Origin of the sequence: Salmonella sp. SAL03688, from assembly GCF_046551895.1 — a bacterium.
Lineage (GTDB): Bacteria > Pseudomonadota > Gammaproteobacteria > Enterobacterales > Enterobacteriaceae > Salmonella > Salmonella enterica.
Map to the genome: position 1 here is coordinate 15,742 of NZ_JBGDVI010000028.1, position 21,739 is coordinate 37,480.

Consider the following 21,739-nt stretch of genomic DNA (forward strand, 5'->3'; position numbering starts at 1 on the left):
CAATAAGGTAATTTGCCGGATAGCGCCGTGAACGCCTTATCCGGCCAGAGTATTAACGGAAATTTACGCTCCTGTCACTGGTCATATCATACAGGCCAAACTTACGGCCAAGCTGTTGACCACCGTCACGCGTCAGCGGCGTCCAGCCAATTGCCGCACGACTTCGGGTTGGGCCGGACGAGAAGAGATCCAGCGGCACGGAAACATATACGCCTTTGGTAAAATCCCCTTCCCCATATTCATCCGGCGACGCATCGGTAATCGTCGCGTAACCGCCGACAACGACGCCGCTATCGAAGCGTTTGGCGATCTCCAGCGTACCGCCTTTATCGCCCGCCAGATACTGACCAACGCTGGCTTTCACCAGCACATCCTGGGCGAACGACGGCGTCCAGTATGCGGTCAAATGTCCGGTCTTCACGCTGTAATCGGTAAACTTCATCATATCCTGCGCGCTACGCCAGTCACGCTGTTTCACGTAGTTGGCATCCAGGCCAAACGCCCAATTGCTGTCTACCGGGCGATACAGGACTTCCGCCCCGGCACCGCCAAACATGGTCTCCAGATAACCGCCATAGGCCTGCCCATAGAAACCATTGCCAAAATACTGGAAGTAGTTGGCCTGTAGGTTATTCACATAAACATCGTTCTGCACATACTCACGGACATGCGTACGCACCCGCGGCAGATGCGAGTCCTTCGGCGGATTGGTGTAGTTAAATTTGTCGTAGTTGTTGGCGATATTGGCAAACACGCTGCCCGTGGTGAGCAGATGATCCGTGACCCACAGATCCGCAGTTCCCATTACGCCCAACTGATACATATAGAAGTTTTCCGGGCCGCCTACCGACTGATTCAGCACGGGATCAAGATGAAAATCAACGCGCGACTTGTCGATATACCAGCCCTGTTCAGTACTCTCTGGCACGATCGGCTCTACGCGTTTTTGCGCCAGCGGGGTTTCATGTCCCAGCGGTTCGCCTTCCAGATGGCGTTTCAGGCTGGCGACATCGGTTTCAGTGGTGACCTGCGGCAGATTAAGGCGGTTTTCCGTCACGCGGATCGTGCGGATCCCCTCCGGCAGATCGTTCATGACGATCCGGTTAGCGCGCACGATCCCTTCACGGGAGTCGCGGTACTTCACCTGTTCACCGGTAACGTACAGCGTATCGCCTTTGACCTGGATTTTCGGGTCCGCCAGACCGGCATTATATTTCAATAACGTTAATTGATTAGCCACTACCGAATGTTGCAGGATGGCATCCTGCGGCTGTGGTCGGTATTGCGGGCGTGAATTGTCATGATACGCGGGACGTAAATCGTTGAAATTGGTGCGCAGCGTGACGCCAAACATAAAGGTGTTGCCGCGCTCGTAGCTGAGGTTAACGTCGGCCCAATCGGTGACGCGGTAAATGGCGCCGACGTTAAACTTGCTCTTCTGTTCCAGTTTACCCGCAAAATCCTGCTGATAGTTATTGCCTTCATACTCCAGCTTCAGGCGTAGCGGTTGCCACGGGGTCTGGTATTCCACGCCGCCAAACAGCGAGGCCGGGCCGTGAAACATATCGCTACCGTCGACGGAACCTGCCTCTTTATAGCTGTTATCACGCGAACAGAATTTATCACTATACGAACAGAAAGGATTAGACACATTGCCGCTGGTGCCAAGATAGCCCCAGCCGAGACCTAATGAAAAATCAAACGGCCCCCAGGCCTTACTCGCTACAATATATTCCGCATCAAACAGCCCCGTCCCGCCGATATCGCGCGCGCCAACCGCCACCTGCGGCATCCAGTAACTCTCTTCCCACAACCGCAGTTTCACATCAAACGCTTTATCTTTGTAAGTCTGGTCGCCGGAGAATGATTCCACGCTGCTGTACTTTTTCGTACGGACATCGGTATAGCGCAACGTGGTTTCCAGCCACGGGAAAAGCTGAACCGAAGCCGAGTAGTAGCGGTACTGATCGTTATCGCGATAGTTCAGGCTCATCTCCCCTTCACGCGCCATACGCGCTGTCGGCGTTTGCAGCAGGCCCACGCCGCCAAAGTCAGATTGTGAAGGCCCGACAGGGGCTGGATATGTTTCGGCATGGCAGGCCGCGCTAATACCCAGCGCCAGCACGCTGAGCAGATGTGTTTTTTTCATTATTCCGGTATCCGCTGCGTCAGGGTATGAAGAATGTCGGCATTTATCGCCTCCGGCGTGCCGCGCCAAAGGGAATCGGCAAAACCGACAAAAATAATGCTGCCGGGCATCGGCTCGATATGACGTTTATTCCAGTAAGCCACCGGCGCTTTTTGGCTGCGTCCATCAGGGTAAACCACCCAGGCATAGCTACGATCCGCGCCGCTGAGTAAGCGCTGCCCCTCAAGATAACTGGCGACGTCCCGCCCAGGGACGAACGGCTGGCTGCCCAGCTGGCTAATCAAGCCAAAGAGCGTCACCTGCGTGGGTTGCGGCCCGACCCAGAGCGTGTAGTGACCTTGCAGCGGCGGGTTACCTCGTTCGCTCACCCGCACCACGTCAGGATCAAGATTCACGAATTGTCTGCCCGTCACCTTCACCGCCTGAATCTGTCGGCGCAGTGTGTTTATCGCCGCCGCCGCATCGCCGTCTTCCTCAGCGCCGAGCGCCGCCAGTCGCCCGAGAAGTTCCTGCTGCTGCTGACGCGCCGTCACGGTCGCCTGTTCTTCGCCTATCACCGCCGCAGGCCACCAGCTCGTTGCCAGGCGCGGCTGTCCGACTAAATCGAGCAGACGCTCAGCGTCTGTCAGCGTTTTAGGCTCGCTATTACCCTGGGTAAAAACGGTAACAGTGCCGCTGGCAAAGGCGGATGACGCGACAAAGGCCAGCGCCAGCGCGCTTATCGTCCTTTTCATCATGATTTTGCCGCCTTAATCAGCGTGGTTTTCACCGGAAAGTAATTCGCGCCCAGATACTGTTCCGTCTGGCGAATTTGGCCTTCGCTATCAACCCAGTAGCGATTACGCCAGCGCGTTTGATCGGTCGTCACTTCTTCATCTAACACCCGCACGGCGGTTTCCTCACTGCCGACGTTCACTCTATCGGTCCCTCGCCATGTAAAAACGGAACGGGCGGTGGCGTAACGCACCTGGCGATGTTCGGTCCAGCCCAGGGTGCGAGTCCAGGTCGCGCCATCGATAATCTGTCCTGGTTTCGCCAGCGGGTCGGTCGCCAGATTATTCACATCGATCAGGTTGTCGCCGCCGAGCAGAGTTTTGACCAGACGGCCATGCTGCGTCACGATCGTCGCGCCATCCTGCGTCACCCATTTCTGCTGCCCGTTTTCCGAGAAAGCGAGCACCACAAACAGTTGAGGACCGCCGTTAAGCTGCATGTACTGGCTGGCATACGGCATGTTTTGAATATCGTCATCCGTTAGCTGTACGCCTGGCGTACCGAACAAACTGTCCCACAGTGAATCGCCCAGGCCTTTAGTGGTGGCCGAACACGCCTGTAATAGCAGGCAAATCAGGATAAGTGCGAGTCGCTTCACGACGCTTCTCCAGAGGGGCAAAATAACCACACCGGAGTGTGGTTATGGTTAAACGTACCGATACTACTGGGTACTGGTGGTCGTGGTGGTCGTGGTCCCGGTATTGGAACCATCGCCGCCGCCGGTTGCCGCTAACGCGACGCCCACCGCCGAACTTACGGTGCTAACGCTGGTAGCGGAGGAGCTTCCCGCCGATACCGACGTCGCTGCCGACCCTGCCGCTTCACCCACCTGAACGGGGGCTGCCGAGACAGATGTCGCCGCAAGCGCGGTTATGGCAAAAATGCCATACAGTACTTTTTTCATCATAATTTCCCTTCATTGAATGAATGGAGATTTACCCAAAAGAATTTCGGGCGCTACCGAGTATACACAACCAAAGCAGGCGGATTATGCCCGGGAGAAATAACATCGAAGTTTTAGGATAATTAAACTTTAAAGAAGTAACGCCTACATTATTTAATTAACAAACAAATAAAATCAATAAGTTAAAATTAAACTAAAAGACATCAGCATCCGTATAATCTGAAAATAACGCAGAGTGATTTTCTGGTTATTGCTTATTTTAGGATTAAGCTCAATATAAAATTGTGGGGATAAAGACGGACAAGCGGAATTATCTTATAAAAAAAGCCGATGTGAATATCGGCCTTTTTATTATCTTATTCTCTTTTTGCCGGATGGCGGCGAAACGCTTTATCCGGCCTACAGACGCTATGCATTACGTAGACCGGATAAGCGCAGCGCCATCAGGCGCGCCAGGCTTTATAACGGTTAATCAGACCGTTGGTAGAGCTATCATGGGACGAAATAGCTTTATCATCGCCCAGCTCCGGCAGAATACGGTTAGCCAACTGTTTACCCAACTCAACGCCCCACTGGTCGAAAGTAAAGATGTTCAGGATGACGCCCTGCGTAAAGATTTTATGCTCATACAACGCAATCAGCGCGCCCAGGCTGAACGGCGTAATTTCGCGCAGCAGTATAGAGTTGGTCGGGCGGTTGCCTTCAAACACTTTGAATGGCACAACGTGTTCAAGCTGCGCCGGATCTTTACCCTGATCGCGATATTCCTGCTCAACCACCTCGCGGGATTTACCAAACGCCAGCGCTTCGGTCTGCGCGAAGAAGTTAGACAGCAGCTTCTGATGATGATCGGATAGCGGGTTATGGGTGATAGCCGGGGCGATAAAGTCACACGGCACCATTTTAGTACCCTGGTGAATCAATTGATAAAACGCGTGCTGACCGTTGGTGCCTGGTTCGCCCCAGATAATTGGGCCTGTCTGGTAATCCACGGCGTTGCCGTTACGGTCAATGTATTTACCGTTGGATTCCATGTTGCCCTGCTGGAAGTAGGCGGCGAAACGGTGCATATACTGGTCGTACGGCAGAATGGCTTCGGTTTCCGCGCCGAAGAAATTGTTGTACCAGATGCCAATCAACGCCAGCAGAATGGGTAGGTTTTTCTCCGCCGGAGTGGTGGAGAAATGCTTGTCCATCGCGTGCGCACCGGAAAGCAGCTCGACAAAGTTGTCGAAACCGACGGACAGAATAATGGACAGCCCGATGGCAGACCACAGCGAGTAACGACCACCGACCCAGTCCCAGAACTCGAACATATTGGCCGTGTCGATACCAAATTCGCCGACCGCTTTGGCGTTGGTGGAGAGCGCAGCAAAGTGTTTCGCCACGTGTTTTTCATCGCCTGCAGTATTCAGGAACCAGTCGCGCGCGCTGTGGGCGTTGGTCATGGTTTCCTGGGTAGTGAAAGTTTTAGAAGCGACCAGGAACAGCGTGGTTTCCGGGTTCACTTTTTTCAGCACTTCAGCGATGTGGGTGCCATCAACGTTAGAGACGAAGTGCATAGTCAGATGATTTTTATACGGACGCAGCGCTTCGGTCACCATGAACGGGCCGAGGTCGGAACCGCCGATACCGATGTTCACCACGTCGGTGATGGCCTTACCGGTGTAGCCTTTCCACTGACCGGAGATAATCGCTTGCGAGAAAGTTTTCATTTTCTCAAGCACGGCGTTCACTTCCGGCATCACATCTTTGCCGTCCACAATGATCGGCGTATTGCTACGGTTACGCAGCGCCACGTGCAGCACGGCGCGGTCTTCGGTGCGGTTGATCTTCTCGCCGGAGAACATGGATTTAATCGCGCCGGCCAGATCGGTCTCTTTCGCCAGATCCTGTAATTTTGCCAGCGTCTCTTCGGTGATGCGGTTTTTGGAGAAATCCACCAGCATCAGATCGTCAAACGTCGCGGAAAATTTAGCGAAACGGTCGCTATCGTTCGCGAAAAGCTCAGCGATCGTAACGTCTTTCATTTCATCGTAGTGTTTCTGGAGCGCCTGCCAGGCAGAAGTCTGCGTTGGATTGATGTTTTTCATTAGCAATACTCTTCTGATTTGAGAATTGTGACTGGGATCGATTGTAACGCCAGTCACAGAAAAGTGTGATTGTTTTAGTGCCGTTGCCCCAGGCACTGTCGAATGAGGATAAAAAGTATATACCCTAAATAATTCGAGGTGCAGAAAGGCGGCAAGTGGGTGAGTCGCCGGGCGCATAGATAAGCCAACATTCCTACAAACGGGTATCGGGGTTATAAGCGCTGTTACTGAGCCTAAACTCAGCATAAAAAATCCGCATAATCCCAACGTTGACAGTCCAGGCCACAACTTTTATTTATAAATACGTTACTTGCATTTGCGCCTGCACCGGTTTCTGTTCTGCCCTTGTGCCATGGTCGCGTTTTTCATTTCCTGACACGAGGTTGATATGACAGAGATCGTTGTTTCCAAATTTGGCGGTACCAGCGTCGCTGATTTTGACGCCATGAACCGTAGCGCGGATATCGTACTTTCCGACGCCAATGTTCGTTTAGTCGTGCTTTCCGCGTCTGCCGGCATCACTAATCTGCTGGTGGCGCTGGCCGAAGGGATGGAGCCTGGCGAACGTTTCGCTACGCTCGACGCCATCCGTAAAATCCAGTTCGATATCCTTGATCGTCTGCGTCATCCGAATGTCATTCGCGAAGAGATTGAACGCCTGCTGGAAAACATCACTATTCTGGCGGAGGCGGCATCGCTGGCGACATCGGCAGCCCTGACCGATGAACTGGTCAGCCACGGCGAGCTGATGTCTACCCTGCTATTTGTTGAGATCCTGCGTGAACGCGACGTACAGGCCCACTGGTTCGACGTGCGCAAAGTGATGCGTACCAGCGATCGCTTTGGTCGTGCGGAACCGGACGTCGCAGCGCTTGCGGAACTGGCCGCGCAGCAGTTGCTCCCGCGCCTGAACGAAACGTTGGTCATTACTCAGGGCTTTATCGGCAGTGAAAGCAAAGGCCGCACCACGACATTAGGCCGCGGCGGCAGCGACTATACGGCAGCGTTGCTGGCTGAAGCGCTCCATGCCGCGCGGGTTGATATCTGGACAGATGTGCCCGGTATTTACACCACCGACCCGCGCGTAGTGCCCGTCGCGCAGCGAATTGATGAAATCGACTTTGAAGAAGCGGCGGAGATGGCAACCTTCGGCGCAAAAGTACTGCATCCAGCCACCTTGCTCCCGGCCGTGCGTAGCGATATCCCGGTCTTCGTTGGATCCAGTAAAGATCCGCAAGCGGGCGGTACGCTGGTGTGCAATAAAACCCAAAACCCGCCGCTGTTCCGCGCGCTGGCGCTGCGCCGCAATCAAACGCTATTGACGCTGCACAGCCTGAATATGCTGCACTCACGAGGTTTCCTGGCAGAGGTGTTCGGCATTCTGGCGCGGCATAATATTTCGGTAGATCTGATTACCACTTCGGAGGTGAGCGTCGCGCTGACGCTGGATACTACCGGCTCCACCTCCACGGGCGATACGTTACTGACCCAATCCTTATTGATGGAGCTTTCCGCGCTGTGTCGGGTCGAAGTTGAAGAAGGACTGGCGCTGGTCGCGCTGATTGGCAACAACCTGTCAAAAGCCTGCGGTGTTGGTAAAGAAGTGTTTGGCGTCCTGGAACCGTTCAACATTCGCATGATTTGTTACGGCGCCTCCAGCCACAATCTGTGCTTCCTCGTGCCGGGAGACGATGCCGAGAAAGTGGTGCAAAAGCTACATCAGAACTTATTTGAATAATCGCCCTGACACGACAGCGGGTGAGCGCTATCAGCGCAATACGCTGCCGGATGGCGACGCAAGCACGTCATCCGGCGGTTCCCGCGCCAGGCGCTGCCGGCGGAATACTGCTCAGGAATCCGCAACACCCTACTCGTCCCATCAACATGGGCAGCTTTCCCCTATTTATGCACTCCTCATTTTGAACCTCGTCACAAAACCACACGAAACAACATAAAGCAAAAACACAAATTAATCATTATATTTTAGTTAGTTACATTTGAAAATTGAGATCATTTGGTATAAAACCACCTTTTCATTGTTGCTTTATTTTGTTTTAGTTGGAATTATGATTGCACTACAACACAGATAACCCCCTTACCCTATTTGAGGCCGCTATGAAAAAAATTGCGATTATTGGAAGCAGTGGAGGCAACCTCTACAACCTGGGTGGCGCCGAGCCAGAGAAGTTACTCCAGGAAATTTATCAGCAGTGTGAGGCTGCGGGCGTGAATGTGGCCGCCGTACAGTTTATCGCGGCAGAAGCCTCGATGGACGTCGCCAAACCGGATACCCCGGCATCGGTTTATGCATTAACCACAGAAAACCAACAAAAACCACAGCGCATATTTCAGGGCAAACTTTCGGAGGTAAACACCTCGGTAGTAGAAAGCGATCGCCAAATCGCTGAGATGATCCGCCGCGGTGAGATCGATGGGATCGTGGTAATGAGCGCTGATCCGGTAAAGGCGAACCAGGCCGTTTTTGCCGCCGCCGTTGAGATGAAAACACCGATTGTCGGCACCGGGGGAACCTCCATGGCGCTGGTGGCGGCAAAGGGGGCGAATGTGGTCGCGACCTCCGGAACAACTGGCACCACCAGCCGTACCCGCGCCGTCTCCTTCGTGGCGTCGCTGTGTAAACATTGGGGTATCAAGTACAAACCACAGTTGGGTAGCGCTTCGCCCTCGCAGAGCGGTTCCGGAAAAAGCCTGCTCAAACGTTTTAACATTCGTAGCATCATGATCCCTGCTCTACCAGGCTTTATCGCCATGGCGATTGTACTCGCCCTGAGCCACATACCAGGACTGGAAAAACTTAACGATATCTTTGAAATCTTATTAAAAGGTCTGCCAGTGTTAGTCGCGGTACTGGCGGCAAAACAGATTTCCGAACTGGATGAAGTTTCAATTGTGGCCGGGGTCGTCGCTGGCGTGCTTTCCGTAGAGGGCGGACTGATCGGCGGCATTATCGGTGGTGTAATGGCGGGGATTTTCGTCCGTTGGCTGTTCGAGCTGTGCCTGAACTGGCGCTTCCCAATGACTACCGTCAACATCGTCGCCGGTGGGATATCGGGCCTTGCCGCTGGGTTAATCATGCACTATCTGCTGAGTCCGCTGGCGCTATCTGCGGGTAATTACATCAAACTGGCTATCGAAAGCACGCTGGCATTCAGCCCAATTCTTGCCGGGCTGCTGGCTGGTCTGGTTATCTGGCCTGCCATTCTCGGCGGCGTCTATCACGCGGTGATCCTGCCGTTGGTGCTGCTGGAGATGGAAAAATCCGGCGTCAGCTTCCTCGGCGCGGTCGATATGGTCGGTCTGGTGATGGTGGCCGCAGGTATTAACCTTGCCAATGTGATCGCCCCGCGTGAAAAAAGCGAAGCTGCCGTTGCTACGCCGGGCCTGCTCATTAACCTGGGTTTTGGCACCTTTGTTGAATCCGCCTATCCCTTCATGTTCGCCAACAAAATTGTTTTTGGCTCCGCCATTTTTTGGGCCGGAATGGGCGGCATGATGCTGGGCTTTTTTAACGTCAAAGGCGTGGCCTATGTTCCGGCTTTCGCCTCACCGTTCTTATCCAGCAATGCGTTCCAGATGGCCATCGTAATGATTGCCACAATGGCGATGACCTGCCTTACCACCATTATTGCTAACCGTTTCAAACCTGTCGTACAGAGCGAATCAACAACGACAGCCGTTAATTAATGCACCAACACCAGAGGTACACCATGTTTAAAGGCGATATGAATAAAAAACGCGCCAAAGCGTTACAGAAAGTGAAAGAAGCCATCACGCTTCACGGTGGGCAGACTATCCTCAGCACAGGAATAACTGGCGACGATGCGCGCCTGGCGAAAGCCGTGTGTGAGGCTGGCGTTAAGCTTCTGGAGCCGAACCACCCTGCGTTGGCGCTGGCGCGTGGACACAAAGGCGTGAGCAACATGCACGCGGCGGAGCAGATTCGTCACGAAATCACCAATAGCCAGATGGCTGAGGCCGTACACGGTGTGCGTAATGTGGTCCCGGACGATATTTTTATCACCGTTGGTATCGCCGGCGGTTTTACCGAAACCTTACCGGTGCCGCTCAGCGAAACGGAAATTCTGGAGATTGCCCGCGCTGGAGCCGACGGTTTACATACGCATAAATCCGACTGGGACGATCTGCAGGACATCGTTAATCTCGCCCATCAATATGGTCTGACCGTCGATGCCTATATTGGTCATCCTGACGATCTGCATACTTTCGGTATTCCTGCACGCACGCCGGAAGAGGTCGCCAGCGTGGCGAAGCGAATGCAGGATATCGGCGTGGATATGATTGGTCTGATGACAGGCATGAGCTATGAAGGCGTAGCGGCAGGCGATATCCCGCAGATGATTAAAGATCGCCTGCGGGCGTTGGTCGGCGCGGTGGATGTTCCGACGCTGGCGGAAGGCGGGATTAACCTCGCCAACGCGAAAGCGTTTAAAGATACCGGGGTCAATATTCTGGTGGTCGGTACGGCTATCGACAACATGGTGTGCAACGCCGCCAAAGAAGCCGTTACGCCGTTTATTGTTCATTGATATCAGGGAACGAGAGATGTTGTTAATCACCGATCTGGATGGAACATTACTCACCTCGCAGAAAACAATCAGCCCGCGCACGCGTCAGGCGCTGATTGCGTTCCGCCAGGACGGTGGTCTGCTGGCGGCATGTTCCGCCAGACCGGTCTCCTCAATGGTACGCCTGCTACGCCAGCAACAGGTTGATACGTTGTTTAGCTGGTGCGCCGGTTTTAACTGCGGACGCCTGCTGGAGATGGCGGGGCCGCGCATTATTCATGCTGCCCCGCTGACCGCCACAGATCTATGGAATATTGACCAACATATTTCTCTTTCCCGCTATCACCACCACTTTTTTAGCGCCGAAGCAATTCACCATCGTGACGATAGACTAATTGCACCCTGGACAACATATGAAGCCCGCTTATTTGAGTTACCGCTTATAACTGAAACTGCAGAAAATATCTTTAATCGTCGCAATATATATAAAATTACACTTGTTGCCGCATCTTCGGAGATAGATACTCTGTGTACAGAAGTGAATAATCACCTGCCTTGTGGATATTATGCGGTTGTCACGGGAGAAAATTATATTGATATTCAAAGAGCCGATATAAATAAAGGGTTCATAATCGATAAATTAATTCATTATTTAAATATATCTTCTGACAAGGTAGTCGCGATTGGCGATCAGCAGAATGATGTCAGCATGTTTGCCGCTGCCGGAATCAGTATCGCAATGGGCAATGCGCCGGATGCAGTAAAGCGGCAGGCCGGCTATGTGACTGCCACGAATGATGAGGAGGGTATCGTCCATGCATTGGAGTGGTTGCGTTGCCTGACGCATCCAGTTACCATGCGCCAAAGGTTGACGGCGGCGAAAGATAATGAATCCAATTAAAAGACGAAAACATATTCTTGATGAATTAAACAAATTCGGTGAAGTCACCGTTATTAAATTATCGGAAATGCTCAACGTCACCTCGGAAACCATTCGTCGCGATCTCTCCTTACTGGAATCTGAAGGCAAAATCACTAAGATTCATGGGGGCGCAGTCAAAAAGCAGGTTGTCCAGGAGGATGCGTTTAGCGCAAGAATAGAGGCGCATCGCGAAGAGAAAATAGCGATTGGCAAACTTGCCGCCGAAATGGTCAGTGAACGGGATACATTGTTTATTGATTCCTGTACAACTAACCTTATTCTGGCCGAGCAATTACCGCCTCTCGCTTTTTCCGTGATTACCAATTCAGCCCTGATTGCCGATAAAATTAAAGAGCATAACCTGCAGGCCCGCGTGTATGTATTAGGCGGCGAATATGATTACCATTTTCGCGCCAACCTCGGCGTCTCGGTTTGTCAGCAGATTAACGCGATTCACGCGGATATCTGTTTTATTGGCGCTGGCGGCATTTCTCCCCAGCATGGCGTGTTGGTGAAGAGCTTTGAAGAAGCCTACGTTGCCAAAGCCATGATTGCGATGAGCAAAAAATCAGTGATTCTCGCCGACCATACCAAATTTGGTCAGGACGGTGTGATGTGCATCGCAAGCGTAAAAGAAATCGATAACATCATCACGGATAAAGGATTTACGTCAACGGGTTATACGCCACAGGATTTCGCCGGAAAGCTGCGGATTGCTGACTGAGCGCTATCCGCCCGTTGCGTATTGCCGTAGACTAAGAGCCTATCCCACCAGGCGTTATTGGCGCAGCCAGTTTGGACACGGACAGCGCGCAAAAACCGGAGCGTACACGTAGTACGTGAGGATTTTGAGCACTGCCCAGGTCTAAAATGGCAAGTAAAATAGCCCTAATGGGATAGGCTCTAAATGCATCGGCTAACTGAGGGCACCCGTATGGCACTCCCCCGCATTACCCAAAAAGAGATGACCGAGCGCGAACAGCGCGAACTGAAAACGTTGCTGGACCGCGCCCGTATTGCGCACGGACGTCCGCTGACCAATTCTGAGACCAACAGCGTAAAAAAAGAGTACATCGATAAGCTGATGGCGCTGCGTGAGGCTGAAGCGAAAAAAGCCCGCCAGTTGAAGAAAAAGCAGGCGTATAAACCCGATACGGAAGCGTCATTCTCCTGGTCGGCGAATACGCCGACGCGCGGCAAACGTTAACGTCCTTTCTTCTTTCGTCCCGGCGAGGTAAAGCGCTTACCGCTTGATGCCGGGCGCGCTTTCTCATTGCTTTTTTCGATCGCCACGACCGGTCGCTTAATACCCGTGGTCTTCGGCTTCGCTTTGGCCTTTGGTTTGGCTTCGGAAGAGGAACGCTCAATCAACTTAAACAGATCGATCAGCTCATCGTCCGTCAGATCGCGCCACTCGCCCAGCGGAATCCCGCTCAGGCTGACGTTCATAATGCGCGTACGCTCCAGTTTCGTCACTTCATAACCAAAGTATTCACACATACGACGGATCTGACGGTTTAATCCCTGCACCAGGGTGATGCGAAAGACAAACGGCGCCTCTTTTTTCACCTTACATTTTTTGGTGACGGTACCCAGAATCGGCACGCCAGCGCCCATACCGCGAATAAACTCGTCGGTAATCGGTTTATCCACCGTCACCAGATACTCTTTTTCGTGATCGTTACCGGCACGCAGAATCTTATTGACCAGATCGCCGTGGTTAGTCAGAAATATCAGCCCCTGCGAGTCTTTATCCAGACGACCAATCGGGAAGATACGTTTGCTGTGGTTCACAAAATCGACAATATTGTCGCGTTCGCCGTCTTCAGTGGTACTGACAATGCCAACCGGTTTATTCAGCGCAATCAGCACTAAATCATCCGCTTCTCGCGGCTCAATCAACCGACCATTTACTTTAACAACATCCCCGGCGACTACCTGATCGCCAATGGCGGCGCGTTTGCCGTTGATAAAGACATTGCCCTGTTCGATAAAACGGTCCGCCTCGCGACGCGAACAGATGCCGCTTTCACTGATATATTTATTAAGCCGGATAGATGTGTCGGTCAGCATATTTACTCTCTGAGAAATTTTTCTACATAAACGTCGGGAATGTGACTTACCACATCAAATCGTCGGGAACTTTAAAATCGGCATACGGATCATCTTCGTCCTGCTCTTCCTGACTCAGCGCACTGTTTACGACAATACTGTCCGCATCTCGTTGTGCGATTTTATCGGCGACGCTCGCGGGAATAATCGCATATTCACATTCACCGCTGTTATTGATAACCAAACGCGCAATCGCGAGACGCCCATTAATCAGTTGCGTCTGAGTGAGCTTATCCACGTCTATTTTTTTGATGACGTTATTATCGGTGAAGTTAAAACCAATATCGCCTTTAGATACATTGATTCTATTCATTTCAATAAGTTGCTTAACCTGAGCTTTAAACTCTTTCGCTAAAACCGCTTGTTTTTGCTGTTCACTGAGTTGTTTATCACGCTCAAGTTGCGCCTTTTTATTTTCTTCCACCGCCTCTCTGGCCTCACGAGCCTGAACGCGTGATTTTTTAGCCGTGCGTTGGACTTTGGCCATTTTTTTGCTGGTCACCAATCCCGCTTGTAGCAGTTGCTCTTGTAAGGTCAGTTTTGCCATTTTCGTCTCTAAACGTGTTAAATAATTTTGCGGATTATACCTGTAATTTTTCAGGCTATACCAGATGGCAGATCTGGCCTGTCGTCACTTTTAGCGACCGCGCTTTGCCTGTGACACGCATAACATCATGAGCCATATCAGTAAGACATTAAATGGATAATGGTAGCATTATTACGTTTTGACATTTCCTGATGAGGTGGAGAAGTAATGGAACTGCTTTTATTAAGTAACTCGACGCTGCCGGGTAAAGCCTGGCTGGAACACGCTCTGCCGCTGATAGCGAATCAATTGAACGGTCGACGCTCAGCCGTGTTTATTCCGTTTGCCGGCGTCACGCAAACATGGGACGAGTACACGGATAAAACCGCAGAGGTGCTTGCGCCATTAGGGATAAACGTCACAGGGATTCATCGTGTCGCCGATCCGCTTGCAGCGATTGAGAAAGCGGAAATCATTATTGTCGGTGGCGGAAATACCTTCCAGCTACTGAAAGAATCGCGTGAACGCGGGCTGCTGGCGCCGATGGCGGACAGGGTAAAACGCGGCGCGCTGTATATCGGCTGGAGCGCGGGCGCCAACCTTGCCTGCCCGACTATCCGCACGACCAATGATATGCCGATCGTCGATCCAAACGGTTTCGACTCGCTGGATCTGTTCCCGCTGCAAATTAATCCTCACTTTACTAACGCCTTGCCGGAAGGTCATAAGGGCGAGACCCGCGAGCAGCGTATTCGCGAACTGCTGGTGGTCGCGCCGGAACTGACAGTGATTGGTTTGCCGGAAGGTAACTGGATTCAGGTGAGCAACGGCCAGGCGGTTCTCGGCGGCCCGAATACCACCTGGGTGTTTAAAGCGGGCGAAGAGGCCGTGGCGCTGGAAGCGGGTCATCGCTTTTAATCCCAAGCCACATTGAATGCCGAATGGCGGGCCTACGCGCATGTTCTCCGTAGGCCCCGCCATCCGGCATTTCACTTAATACTCGCCGCGTTCCTCGTCCTGATCCGGCTGTTCCAGTACGCTATAGGCGACCGAACAGAACAGTGAGTTAAGACGCTTCATATCGCCCAGCAGCCCTAAATGGAGCGAGCTGGTTTCAATGCTTTGCACGTTCTGCTGGTGCAGGCGGTCGACATGCGCATGTGAGTATCGGCGATTAAGTATACGGAAGCGATGTTTACTGCGGCGCAACCGACGGGCGCTGGTGACATCGCCGGAGAAAAAGACCGACATCGCCAGTTGCAGATTACTGAGCAGTTGATCGTAAAGCGCATCCAGCTCTTTCAATCCTTCTTCTGAAAATGCCCGACGCGCCGCCAGCGACTTGTCGGCAATCTCGCTGCCCATTCGCTCGATAATATCCGACGCCTGTTCGAGGTTCAGGGCCATCTCAATAATCTCCGCCCACCGACGGGACTCCTCCGCCGCCAGCTCGTCTTTCGGCATTCGCGCCAGATAAAGCTTAATCGCGGTGTAGAGCACGTTAACGTCATCCGCCAGCTTGCGCAGCGCTTTCTCTTCACGCGGTTCGCCGTGCATGACCTTTTTTAGCCCTTCCATCATCTGTTCCATCGCATCGCCAATGCGCAACACCTCGCGGGCAGCATTGGCCAGCGCCAGCGTTGGCGTATCCAGCGCGCTGACATCCAGATGTTTCGGCTTCAGATGGGTATCCAGTTCAGGCTCATCACGAATAATTCGTTTACAAAAACGCGCCATCAGCTCGGCAAATGGCACCATCGCCAGGCAGCGCACCAGGTTATAGAAAACGTGGAAATAGATCACCAGCTCTGACTTCGGTAGCGATAGCTCATCCATCAGATTCGCCAGCGGATGGACAAACGGCAGGATGACCAGGCTGCCGATCAATTTGAACAATAGGCTGCCGAGCGCTACGCGACGCGCGGCAGCATTGGCGGCGCTGTTATTGAGCATCGCCAGCAGCCCCGATCCCAGATTGGCGCCGATGACCAGGCACAACGCCACCGGGAACGATATAATCCCCGCCGCCGTCAGGGTCGCCGTCAGCAACACCGCCGCCAGGCTGGAATAACTGATAATAGCGAACATCGCGCCAATCAGCGCATCCAGCATAATGTCGCCCGTCAGCGACGCGAAAATGACCTGCACGCCATTAGCCTGAGTGATCGGCGTCACTGCCTGCACAATCAGCTCCAGCGCCAGTAGAATCAGGCCAAGCCCGATACCGACGCGACCCAGCTGCCCGGCGCGGGACTGCTTACGTCCTAAAAAGAAAATCACGCCGATAAAAATCAGCAGCGGCGACAGCCACGACAAATCAAAGGTGAGAATACGCGCCATTAGCGCAGTACCCACATCAGCGCCCAGCACAATCACCAGAGCTGGCGTCAGGGCGACAAGATCCTGGGCGACAAACGACGTTACCAATAAAGTGGTGGCGTTACTGCTTTGTACCAGCGCGGTAACACCGATACCCGCACAAAAGGCGAGCGGTTTCTTTTCCACGCTGCGGCTGAGGACAGTGCGTAGACGCGCGCCAAACACGCGCATTACGCCAGTACGAACGATATGTGTTCCCCATACCAACAGCGCAACGGCAGAAAGTAGATGGAGCAAAGTTAACACGGCGTCAGGTTCTCCTTATCGTTATACGTTTTCCTGAAGCTCACTTGCGATAAATTGCCTGATGGCGCACAGCGTTAAGGCCTGCTGGCGTTGCACGCCACCGGGCTTACCATACGTAATACGGTATGCTGGATAAGGCGTTTACGCCGCCATCCGGCAAATTCAGCGTAGAGCCTTCCTTCAGTATAAGGGTTTAATTGTAAGAAAGAGACAAGGCACCCAATGAGTGCCTTGTATGTTGTAAGGAAAAGTGACGATTTTATGAATCAGTCCGCATCGTAACCCAGGTTCGGCGCCAGCCACCGCTCAACGTCCTCAACGCTCATTCCTTTACGGAAAGCATAATCTGTCACCTGATCGCGTTGGATCTGCGCTACCGCGAAGTATTTGCTCTCAGGATGGCTGAAGTACCAGCCGGAGACCGACGCGCCAGGCCACATGGCGAAAGATTCGGTGAGCTTCATCCCGGTGTGTTTTTCGACATCCAGTAGCTGCCAGATAGTGCCTTTTTCGGTATGTTCCGGGCAGGCAGGATAACCCGGCGCCGGGCGAATCCCCTGGTAGTTTTCGCGGATTAATTCGTCGTTACTCAGGCTCTCGTTCGGCGCATATCCCCAGTAAACCTTACGTACACGCTCATGCAGATACTCGGCAAACGCTTCCGCCAGACGGTCGGCAATCGCCTTCACCATGATCTTGTTGTAGTCGTCGTGTTGCGCTTCGAAGGCGTCCGCCAGCGCATCCTCCTCCAGACCGCCGGTCACCGCGAAAGCACCGATGTAATCCGCTTTGCCGCTCAGTTTCGGCGCGACAAAATCCGCCAGACAGTAGTTGGCAAAACCGACTTTCTCGGTCTGCTGGCGCAGGTGGTGGCTGACCGTCAGAACATGAGTACGGGTTTCGTCGCGATAAATTTCGATGTCGTCACCCACACGGTTCGCCGGGAACAGGCCCACCACGCCACGCGGATTCAACAGTTTCTCGGCGCTCAGTTTATCCAGCATATCATTGGCGTCTTTAAACAGACGCTGCGCCTCAACGCCCACCACCTCATCTTCCAGAATGCGCGGGTATTTGCCGGCCAGCGACCAGGTCATAAAGAACGGCGTCCAGTCGATGTAGTTGCGCAGAGTTTCGATGCTGGCTTCCACCTCCTGCACGCCCAGACGGTGGGCTACCGGCGGGGTGTAGCGTTCCCAATCGAATGCCAGATCGTTATCGCGCGCCGCTTCCAGCGTGACCGGCGGCGTACGCGGTTTTTTGCGGGCGTGCTGAATACGCACGGTTTCGTACTCTTTGCGGGTACGGGCGACAAAGTCATCGCGCTGGTTGTCGGAGAGTAGCGCCGCCACCACGCCCACGGTACGCGAAGCATTCTGCACGTAGACCGTCGGACCGCTGTAGTTCTGCTCGATTTTCACCGCCGTATGCGCTTTCGAAGTGGTTGCGCCGCCGATCAGTAGCGGGATAGTAAAGCCCTGACGCTCCATCTCTTTCGCCACGTTGACCATTTCGTCCAGCGACGGGGTAATCAGCCCGGAAAGGCCAATCAGATCGGCATTCACTTCACGCGCCGTTCTGAGGATTTTCTCCGCTGGCACCATCACGCCAAGATCGACGATTTCGTAGTTGTTGCATTGCAGCACCACGCCAACAATGTTCTTGCCAATGTCGTGCACATCGCCCTTCACGGTGGCGATGACCATCTTGCCGTTGCTGGAGCCTTTTTCTTTGCTGGCTTCAATAAACGGCTCCAGGTAGGCCACCGCTTGTTTCATCACGCGGGCGGATTTCACCACCTGCGGCAGGAACATTTTCCCTTCGCCGAACAGGTCGCCGACCACGTTCATGCCATCCATCAGCGGGCCTTCAATCACCTCAATCGGACGGGAGGCCTGCTGGCGGGCTTCTTCGGTATCCTGTTCGATAAATTCGGTAATGCCTTTCACCAGCGAGTATTCGAGACGCTTTTTCACGTCCCAGCTACGCCATTCCGCCTGCTGGGCGTTGGCAGCTTCGTCGGTTTTGCTGCCGCGGTATTTCTCCGCCAAATCCAGCAAACGCTCGGTGCCGTCATCGCGACGGTTAAGAATGACATCTTCAACCGCATCGCGCAGCTCGGCGGGCAGGTCGTCGTAGATAGCCAGCTGTCCGGCGTTGACGATGCCCATGTCCATGCCGTTGCGGATGGCGTAGTAGAGGAATACCGCGTGGATAGCTTCACGTACCGGGTCGTTGCCGCGGAACGAGAAGGACACGTTAGACACACCGCCGGAGATCAGCGCGTGCGGCAGCTCGCGTTTGATGTCTTCACAAGCGCCGATAAAGTCCTGCGCGTAGTTGTTGTGCTCTTCAATACCGGTCGCCACGGCGAAGATATTCGGGTCGAAGATGATGTCTTCCGGCGGGAAACCCACCTCTTCGGTGAGAATTTTGTAGGCTCGGCGGCAAATTTCGATTTTACGCTCACGGGTATCGGCCTGCCCCTGCTCATCAAAAGCCATCACCACCACCGCGGCGCCGTAGCGACGTAGCAACTTCGCATGATGAATAAAGGCTTCCACGCCCTCTTTCATCGAAATAGAGTTGACGATGCCTTTACCCTGAATGCACTTCAGCCCTTTTTCGATAACCTCCCATTTGGAGGAGTCGATCATGATTGGTACACGGGCAATATCCGGCTCACCGGCAATCAGGCTGAGGAAACGCACCATCGCCGCTTCGGCGTCGAGCATCCCCTCATCCATATTGATATCAATAATCTGCGCGCCGCTTTCTACCTGCTGACGGGCGACATCCAGCGCTTCGCTGTATTTCTCTTCTTTGATCAGGCGCTTAAATTTGGCCGAGCCGGTGACGTTAGTACGTTCGCCGACGTTGACAAACAGGCTATCGTCGCCAATGTTCAGCGGCTCCAGGCCGGAAAGGCGGCAGGCGACCGGGATATCCGGCAGCTGGCGCGGCGGCAAACCGGCAACGGCGCGGCTCATGGCGGCGATATGCTCCGGCGTAGTGCCACAGCAGCCGCCAACGATATTCAGGAAGCCCGCTTCCGCCCATTCGCGAATCTGTTTCGCCATGGTGTCGGCGTCGAGGTCGTACTCGCCGAAAGCGTTCGGCAGGCCGGCGTTCGGGTGCGCGGTGACGTAGCATTCGGCAATCCGCGACAGTTCCTGGACGTACTGGCGCAGTTCATCTGGCCCCAGCGCGCAGTTAAGGCCAAAAGTGAGCGCCTCGGCGTGGCGCAGCGAGTTATAAAAGGCTTCGGTCGTCTGGCCGGAAAGCGTACGGCCAGAGGCGTCGGTGATGGTGCCGGAAATCATGATCGGCAGATCAACGCCCAGCGCTTCAAACTCTTCTTTCACCGCAAACACCGCCGCTTTGGCGTTGAGGGTGTCGAAGACGGTTTCAATCAGGATCAGATCTACGCCACCTTCCACCAGCGCTTTGGTGGATTCGCGGTAGGCGGCCACCAGCTGATCGAAGGTGATATTACGAAACGCCGGGTCGTTGACGTCCGGCGAAATGGAGGCCGTGCGGTTAGTTGGACCAAGCACGCCCGCAACAAAGCGTGGTTTTTCTGGTGTTCGCGCCGTCCATTCATCGGCGCAGGCGCGCGCCAGTTTGGCCGCCGCATAGTTAATTTCCGCCGACAGGGATTCCATCCGGTAATCTGCCATCGCTATGGTTGTCGAGTTAAAGGTGTTGGTTTCGATGATATCCGCGCCCGCCTCAAAGTAGGCGTTGTGGATAGCGGCGATCACCTCCGGCTTGCTGAGGACCAGCAGGTCATTGTTGCCTTTCAGGTCGCAGGGCCAGTCGGCAAAGCGCTCCCCGCGGAAATCGTCTTCATGTAGACGATAGCTCTGGATCATGGTGCCCATACCGCCGTCCAGCACCAGAATACGTTCATTTAACTGCGCACGCAGTTGTTCAACTTTGCTGCTCACACTCGCTCCCGACAACGCTCCACGTAACGAGCCATACTGGCACAAAGCGTGCTGGCGGAAAAGAGAACAACGGGCAACATGAGACATGTTCAGCTTGCCACCCACTTCTGTCGCTTTGCCGGATGGCGGCGCAAGCGCCTTATCAGTCTACAAATTACTTTGGCGGCTCCCAAAGCGTAGGCCTGATAAGCGCAGCGCCATCGGGCATCCTGTGATGTCACTCATCCGATCAGTTCAGGAACTCTTGCATTATAATTGAATAAAACGAAAATGATTTCCACGATACAGAAAAAGGAGTCTGCCATGGTTGCCCCTGTTCCCGCGAAACGCGGGAGAAAACCTGCCGCTACCACTGCACCCGTAACCGGGCAGGTTCAGTCTTTAACTCGCGGTCTGAAGCTACTGGAGTGGATTGCCGAGTCTAACGGCAGCGTCGCGCTGACCGAACTGGCGCAACAGGCGGGTTTGCCTAATTCCACGACTCACCGTCTACTCACCACCATGCAGCAACAGGGTTTTGTCCGCCAGGTTGGTGAGCTGGGCCACTGGGCCGTAGGCGCACACGCGTTTATCGTCGGTAGCAGCTTCTTACAGAGCCGTAATCTGCTGGCGATTGTCCATCCGATTTTGCGCAAGCTGATGGAGGACTCCGGCGAAACGGTAAACCTTGCCGTACTCGACCAGAGCGACCATCAGGCCATTATTATCGACCAGGTGCAGTGCACACAATTGATGCGCATGTCCGCCCCTATTGGCGGCAAGCTGCCCATGCACGCCTCTGGCGCGGGCAAGGCGTTTTTATCACAGCTCAGTGAGGAACAGGTTACCAGTCTGCTGCACCGCAAGGGGTTGCACGCTTATACCCATGCGACGCTGGTGTCGCCGCTGCATCTGAAAGATGACCTCGCCCAAACACGCAAGCGCGGCTATTCCTTTGACGACGAAGAACATGCGCTCGGTCTGCGCTGCGTGGCCTCGTGTATTTATGACGAACACCGCGAACCGTTTGCGGCCCTCTCTATTTCCGGCCCCTGCTCACGCATTACCGACGATCGCGTCACCGAACTTGGCGCCATGGTGATTAAAGCGGCGAAAGAGGTGACGCTGGCCTATGGTGGAACTCGCTGAAATGAGCAG

Annotated in this window: 18 protein-coding genes; 8 read left to right on the forward strand and 10 right to left on the reverse strand. The window is 53.8% G+C overall.

Translation table 11 applies throughout. The features are described 5' to 3' along the window. Positions 1-52: 52 nt before the first annotated feature. The 5 genes from ACLJR2_RS21195 to pgi form a co-directional block, all read right to left on the reverse strand. Positions 53-2,149 carry a YjbH domain-containing protein gene (locus tag ACLJR2_RS21195; protein WP_000750802.1) on the reverse strand — a complete coding sequence of 699 codons (2,097 nt, stop codon included), beginning with the start codon at positions 2,147-2,149 and terminating at the stop codon, positions 53-55. Continuing rightward, positions 2,149-2,886, reverse strand: a complete 738-nt coding sequence (locus ACLJR2_RS21200; protein ID WP_000977967.1) for a capsule biosynthesis GfcC family protein — start codon at positions 2,884-2,886, stop codon at positions 2,149-2,151. Before ACLJR2_RS21200 ends, ACLJR2_RS21195 begins: the two co-directional genes overlap by 1 nt. Beyond that, on the reverse strand, positions 2,883-3,521 hold the full coding sequence (locus ACLJR2_RS21205; RefSeq protein WP_000824800.1) for a YjbF family lipoprotein: 639 nt from the start codon (positions 3,519-3,521) through the stop codon (positions 2,883-2,885). The genes ACLJR2_RS21200 and ACLJR2_RS21205 overlap by 4 nt, the downstream gene beginning before the upstream one ends. A 63-nt stretch (positions 3,522-3,584) precedes the next feature. Then, positions 3,585-3,827, reverse strand: coding sequence for an exopolysaccharide production protein YjbE (yjbE, locus tag ACLJR2_RS21210; RefSeq protein WP_001541297.1), 243 nt, complete (start codon positions 3,825-3,827; stop codon positions 3,585-3,587). 443 nt (positions 3,828-4,270) lie between these two features. Further along, positions 4,271-5,920 carry a glucose-6-phosphate isomerase gene (pgi, locus tag ACLJR2_RS21215; RefSeq protein ID WP_000790040.1) on the reverse strand — a complete coding sequence of 550 codons (1,650 nt, stop codon included), beginning with the start codon at positions 5,918-5,920 and terminating at the stop codon, positions 4,271-4,273. A 388-nt stretch (positions 5,921-6,308) separates the two neighbouring features. Between pgi and lysC the strand changes: the two genes are divergently transcribed. From lysC to ACLJR2_RS21245, 6 genes are all read left to right on the forward strand, one after another. After that, positions 6,309-7,658 carry a lysine-sensitive aspartokinase 3 gene (gene lysC, locus ACLJR2_RS21220; protein WP_000136392.1) on the forward strand — a complete coding sequence of 450 codons (1,350 nt, stop codon included), beginning with the start codon at positions 6,309-6,311 and terminating at the stop codon, positions 7,656-7,658. Positions 7,659-8,035: 377 nt separating this feature from the next. Next, positions 8,036-9,625: a PTS sugar transporter gene (locus ACLJR2_RS21225; protein WP_000716848.1), complete on the forward strand. Its 1,590-nt coding sequence runs from the start codon at positions 8,036-8,038 to the stop codon at positions 9,623-9,625. A 23-nt stretch (positions 9,626-9,648) separates the two neighbouring features. After that, on the forward strand, positions 9,649-10,488 hold the full coding sequence (locus ACLJR2_RS21230; protein WP_000472332.1) for a hypothetical protein: 840 nt from the start codon (positions 9,649-9,651) through the stop codon (positions 10,486-10,488). 16 nt (positions 10,489-10,504) lie between these two features. After that, positions 10,505-11,368 (forward strand): Cof-type HAD-IIB family hydrolase, encoded by an 864-nt coding sequence (locus ACLJR2_RS21235; RefSeq protein WP_000924643.1) that lies wholly within the window; start codon positions 10,505-10,507, stop codon positions 11,366-11,368. Further along, positions 11,355-12,113, forward strand: coding sequence for a DeoR/GlpR family DNA-binding transcription regulator (locus ACLJR2_RS21240; RefSeq protein ID WP_001068171.1), 759 nt, complete (start codon positions 11,355-11,357; stop codon positions 12,111-12,113). Before ACLJR2_RS21235 ends, ACLJR2_RS21240 begins: the two co-directional genes overlap by 14 nt. Before the next feature lie 210 nt (positions 12,114-12,323). Further along, positions 12,324-12,596, forward strand: coding sequence for a DUF3811 domain-containing protein (locus tag ACLJR2_RS21245; protein ID WP_001534518.1), 273 nt, complete (start codon positions 12,324-12,326; stop codon positions 12,594-12,596). Here ACLJR2_RS21245 and rluF read toward each other — a convergent pair. The 3 genes from rluF to ACLJR2_RS21260 are packed head-to-tail and all read right to left on the reverse strand — an operon-like array spanning position 12,593 to position 14,184. Further along, positions 12,593-13,462 (reverse strand): 23S rRNA pseudouridine(2604) synthase RluF, encoded by an 870-nt coding sequence (rluF, locus tag ACLJR2_RS21250; protein WP_000954606.1) that lies wholly within the window; start codon positions 13,460-13,462, stop codon positions 12,593-12,595. The genes ACLJR2_RS21245 and rluF overlap by 4 nt on opposite strands. Before the next feature lie 46 nt (positions 13,463-13,508). Next, the gene (locus ACLJR2_RS21255) at positions 13,509-14,048 is read right to left on the reverse strand and encodes a DUF2058 domain-containing protein (protein WP_001096724.1); all 540 of its coding nucleotides are present in this window, start codon (positions 14,046-14,048) and stop codon (positions 13,509-13,511) included. Between the two features lie 55 nt (positions 14,049-14,103). Further along, on the reverse strand, positions 14,104-14,184 hold the full coding sequence (locus ACLJR2_RS21260; RefSeq protein WP_031623067.1) for a hypothetical protein: 81 nt from the start codon (positions 14,182-14,184) through the stop codon (positions 14,104-14,106). A gap of 71 nt (positions 14,185-14,255) precedes the next feature. On the opposite strand from ACLJR2_RS21260, the gene pepE reads away from it, so the two are divergent. Continuing rightward, entirely contained in the window at positions 14,256-14,945 is a 690-nt protein-coding gene (gene pepE / locus ACLJR2_RS21265; protein ID WP_000421781.1) for a dipeptidase PepE, read from the forward strand. A gap of 75 nt (positions 14,946-15,020) precedes the next feature. Here the strand turns inward: pepE and ACLJR2_RS21270 are convergent, their stop codons facing one another. Then, the gene (locus tag ACLJR2_RS21270) at positions 15,021-16,652 is read right to left on the reverse strand and encodes a Na/Pi cotransporter family protein (RefSeq protein ID WP_000956811.1); all 1,632 of its coding nucleotides are present in this window, start codon (positions 16,650-16,652) and stop codon (positions 15,021-15,023) included. Positions 16,653-16,918: 266 nt separating this feature from the next. Next, positions 16,919-20,602, reverse strand: a complete 3,684-nt coding sequence (metH, locus tag ACLJR2_RS21275) for a methionine synthase (RefSeq protein ID WP_000095946.1) — start codon at positions 20,600-20,602, stop codon at positions 16,919-16,921. 303 nt (positions 20,603-20,905) lie between these two features. On the opposite strand from metH, the gene iclR reads away from it, so the two are divergent. Further along, on the forward strand, positions 20,906-21,730 hold the full coding sequence (iclR, locus tag ACLJR2_RS21280; RefSeq protein WP_000226434.1) for a glyoxylate bypass operon transcriptional repressor IclR: 825 nt from the start codon (positions 20,906-20,908) through the stop codon (positions 21,728-21,730). Positions 21,731-21,739 lie beyond the last annotated feature (9 nt).

Bases quoted from the DNA above. Each gene is read 5' to 3' on its own strand.
- ACLJR2_RS21255 (WP_001096724.1), bottom strand. From the start codon at position 14,048: ATGGCAAAACTGACCTTACAAGAGCAACTGCTACAAGCGGGATTGGTG.
- ACLJR2_RS21245 (WP_001534518.1), top strand. From the start codon at position 12,324: ATGGCACTCCCCCGCATTACCCAAAAAGAGATGACCGAGCGCGAACAG.
- rluF (WP_000954606.1), bottom strand. From the start codon at position 13,462: ATGCTGACCGACACATCTATCCGGCTTAATAAATATATCAGTGAAAGC.
- ACLJR2_RS21240 (WP_001068171.1), top strand. From the start codon at position 11,355: ATGAATCCAATTAAAAGACGAAAACATATTCTTGATGAATTAAACAAA.
- ACLJR2_RS21195 (WP_000750802.1), bottom strand. From the start codon at position 2,149: ATGAAAAAAACACATCTGCTCAGCGTGCTGGCGCTGGGTATTAGCGCG.
- pgi (WP_000790040.1), bottom strand. From the start codon at position 5,920: ATGAAAAACATCAATCCAACGCAGACTTCTGCCTGGCAGGCGCTCCAG.
- ACLJR2_RS21200 (WP_000977967.1), bottom strand. From the start codon at position 2,886: ATGATGAAAAGGACGATAAGCGCGCTGGCGCTGGCCTTTGTCGCGTCA.
- pepE (WP_000421781.1), top strand. From the start codon at position 14,256: ATGGAACTGCTTTTATTAAGTAACTCGACGCTGCCGGGTAAAGCCTGG.
- ACLJR2_RS21260 (WP_031623067.1), bottom strand. From the start codon at position 14,184: ATGGCTCATGATGTTATGCGTGTCACAGGCAAAGCGCGGTCGCTAAAA.
- ACLJR2_RS21225 (WP_000716848.1), top strand. From the start codon at position 8,036: ATGAAAAAAATTGCGATTATTGGAAGCAGTGGAGGCAACCTCTACAAC.
- yjbE (WP_001541297.1), bottom strand. From the start codon at position 3,827: ATGAAAAAAGTACTGTATGGCATTTTTGCCATAACCGCGCTTGCGGCG.
- ACLJR2_RS21235 (WP_000924643.1), top strand. From the start codon at position 10,505: ATGTTGTTAATCACCGATCTGGATGGAACATTACTCACCTCGCAGAAA.
- ACLJR2_RS21230 (WP_000472332.1), top strand. From the start codon at position 9,649: ATGTTTAAAGGCGATATGAATAAAAAACGCGCCAAAGCGTTACAGAAA.
- iclR (WP_000226434.1), top strand. From the start codon at position 20,906: ATGGTTGCCCCTGTTCCCGCGAAACGCGGGAGAAAACCTGCCGCTACC.
- lysC (WP_000136392.1), top strand. From the start codon at position 6,309: ATGACAGAGATCGTTGTTTCCAAATTTGGCGGTACCAGCGTCGCTGAT.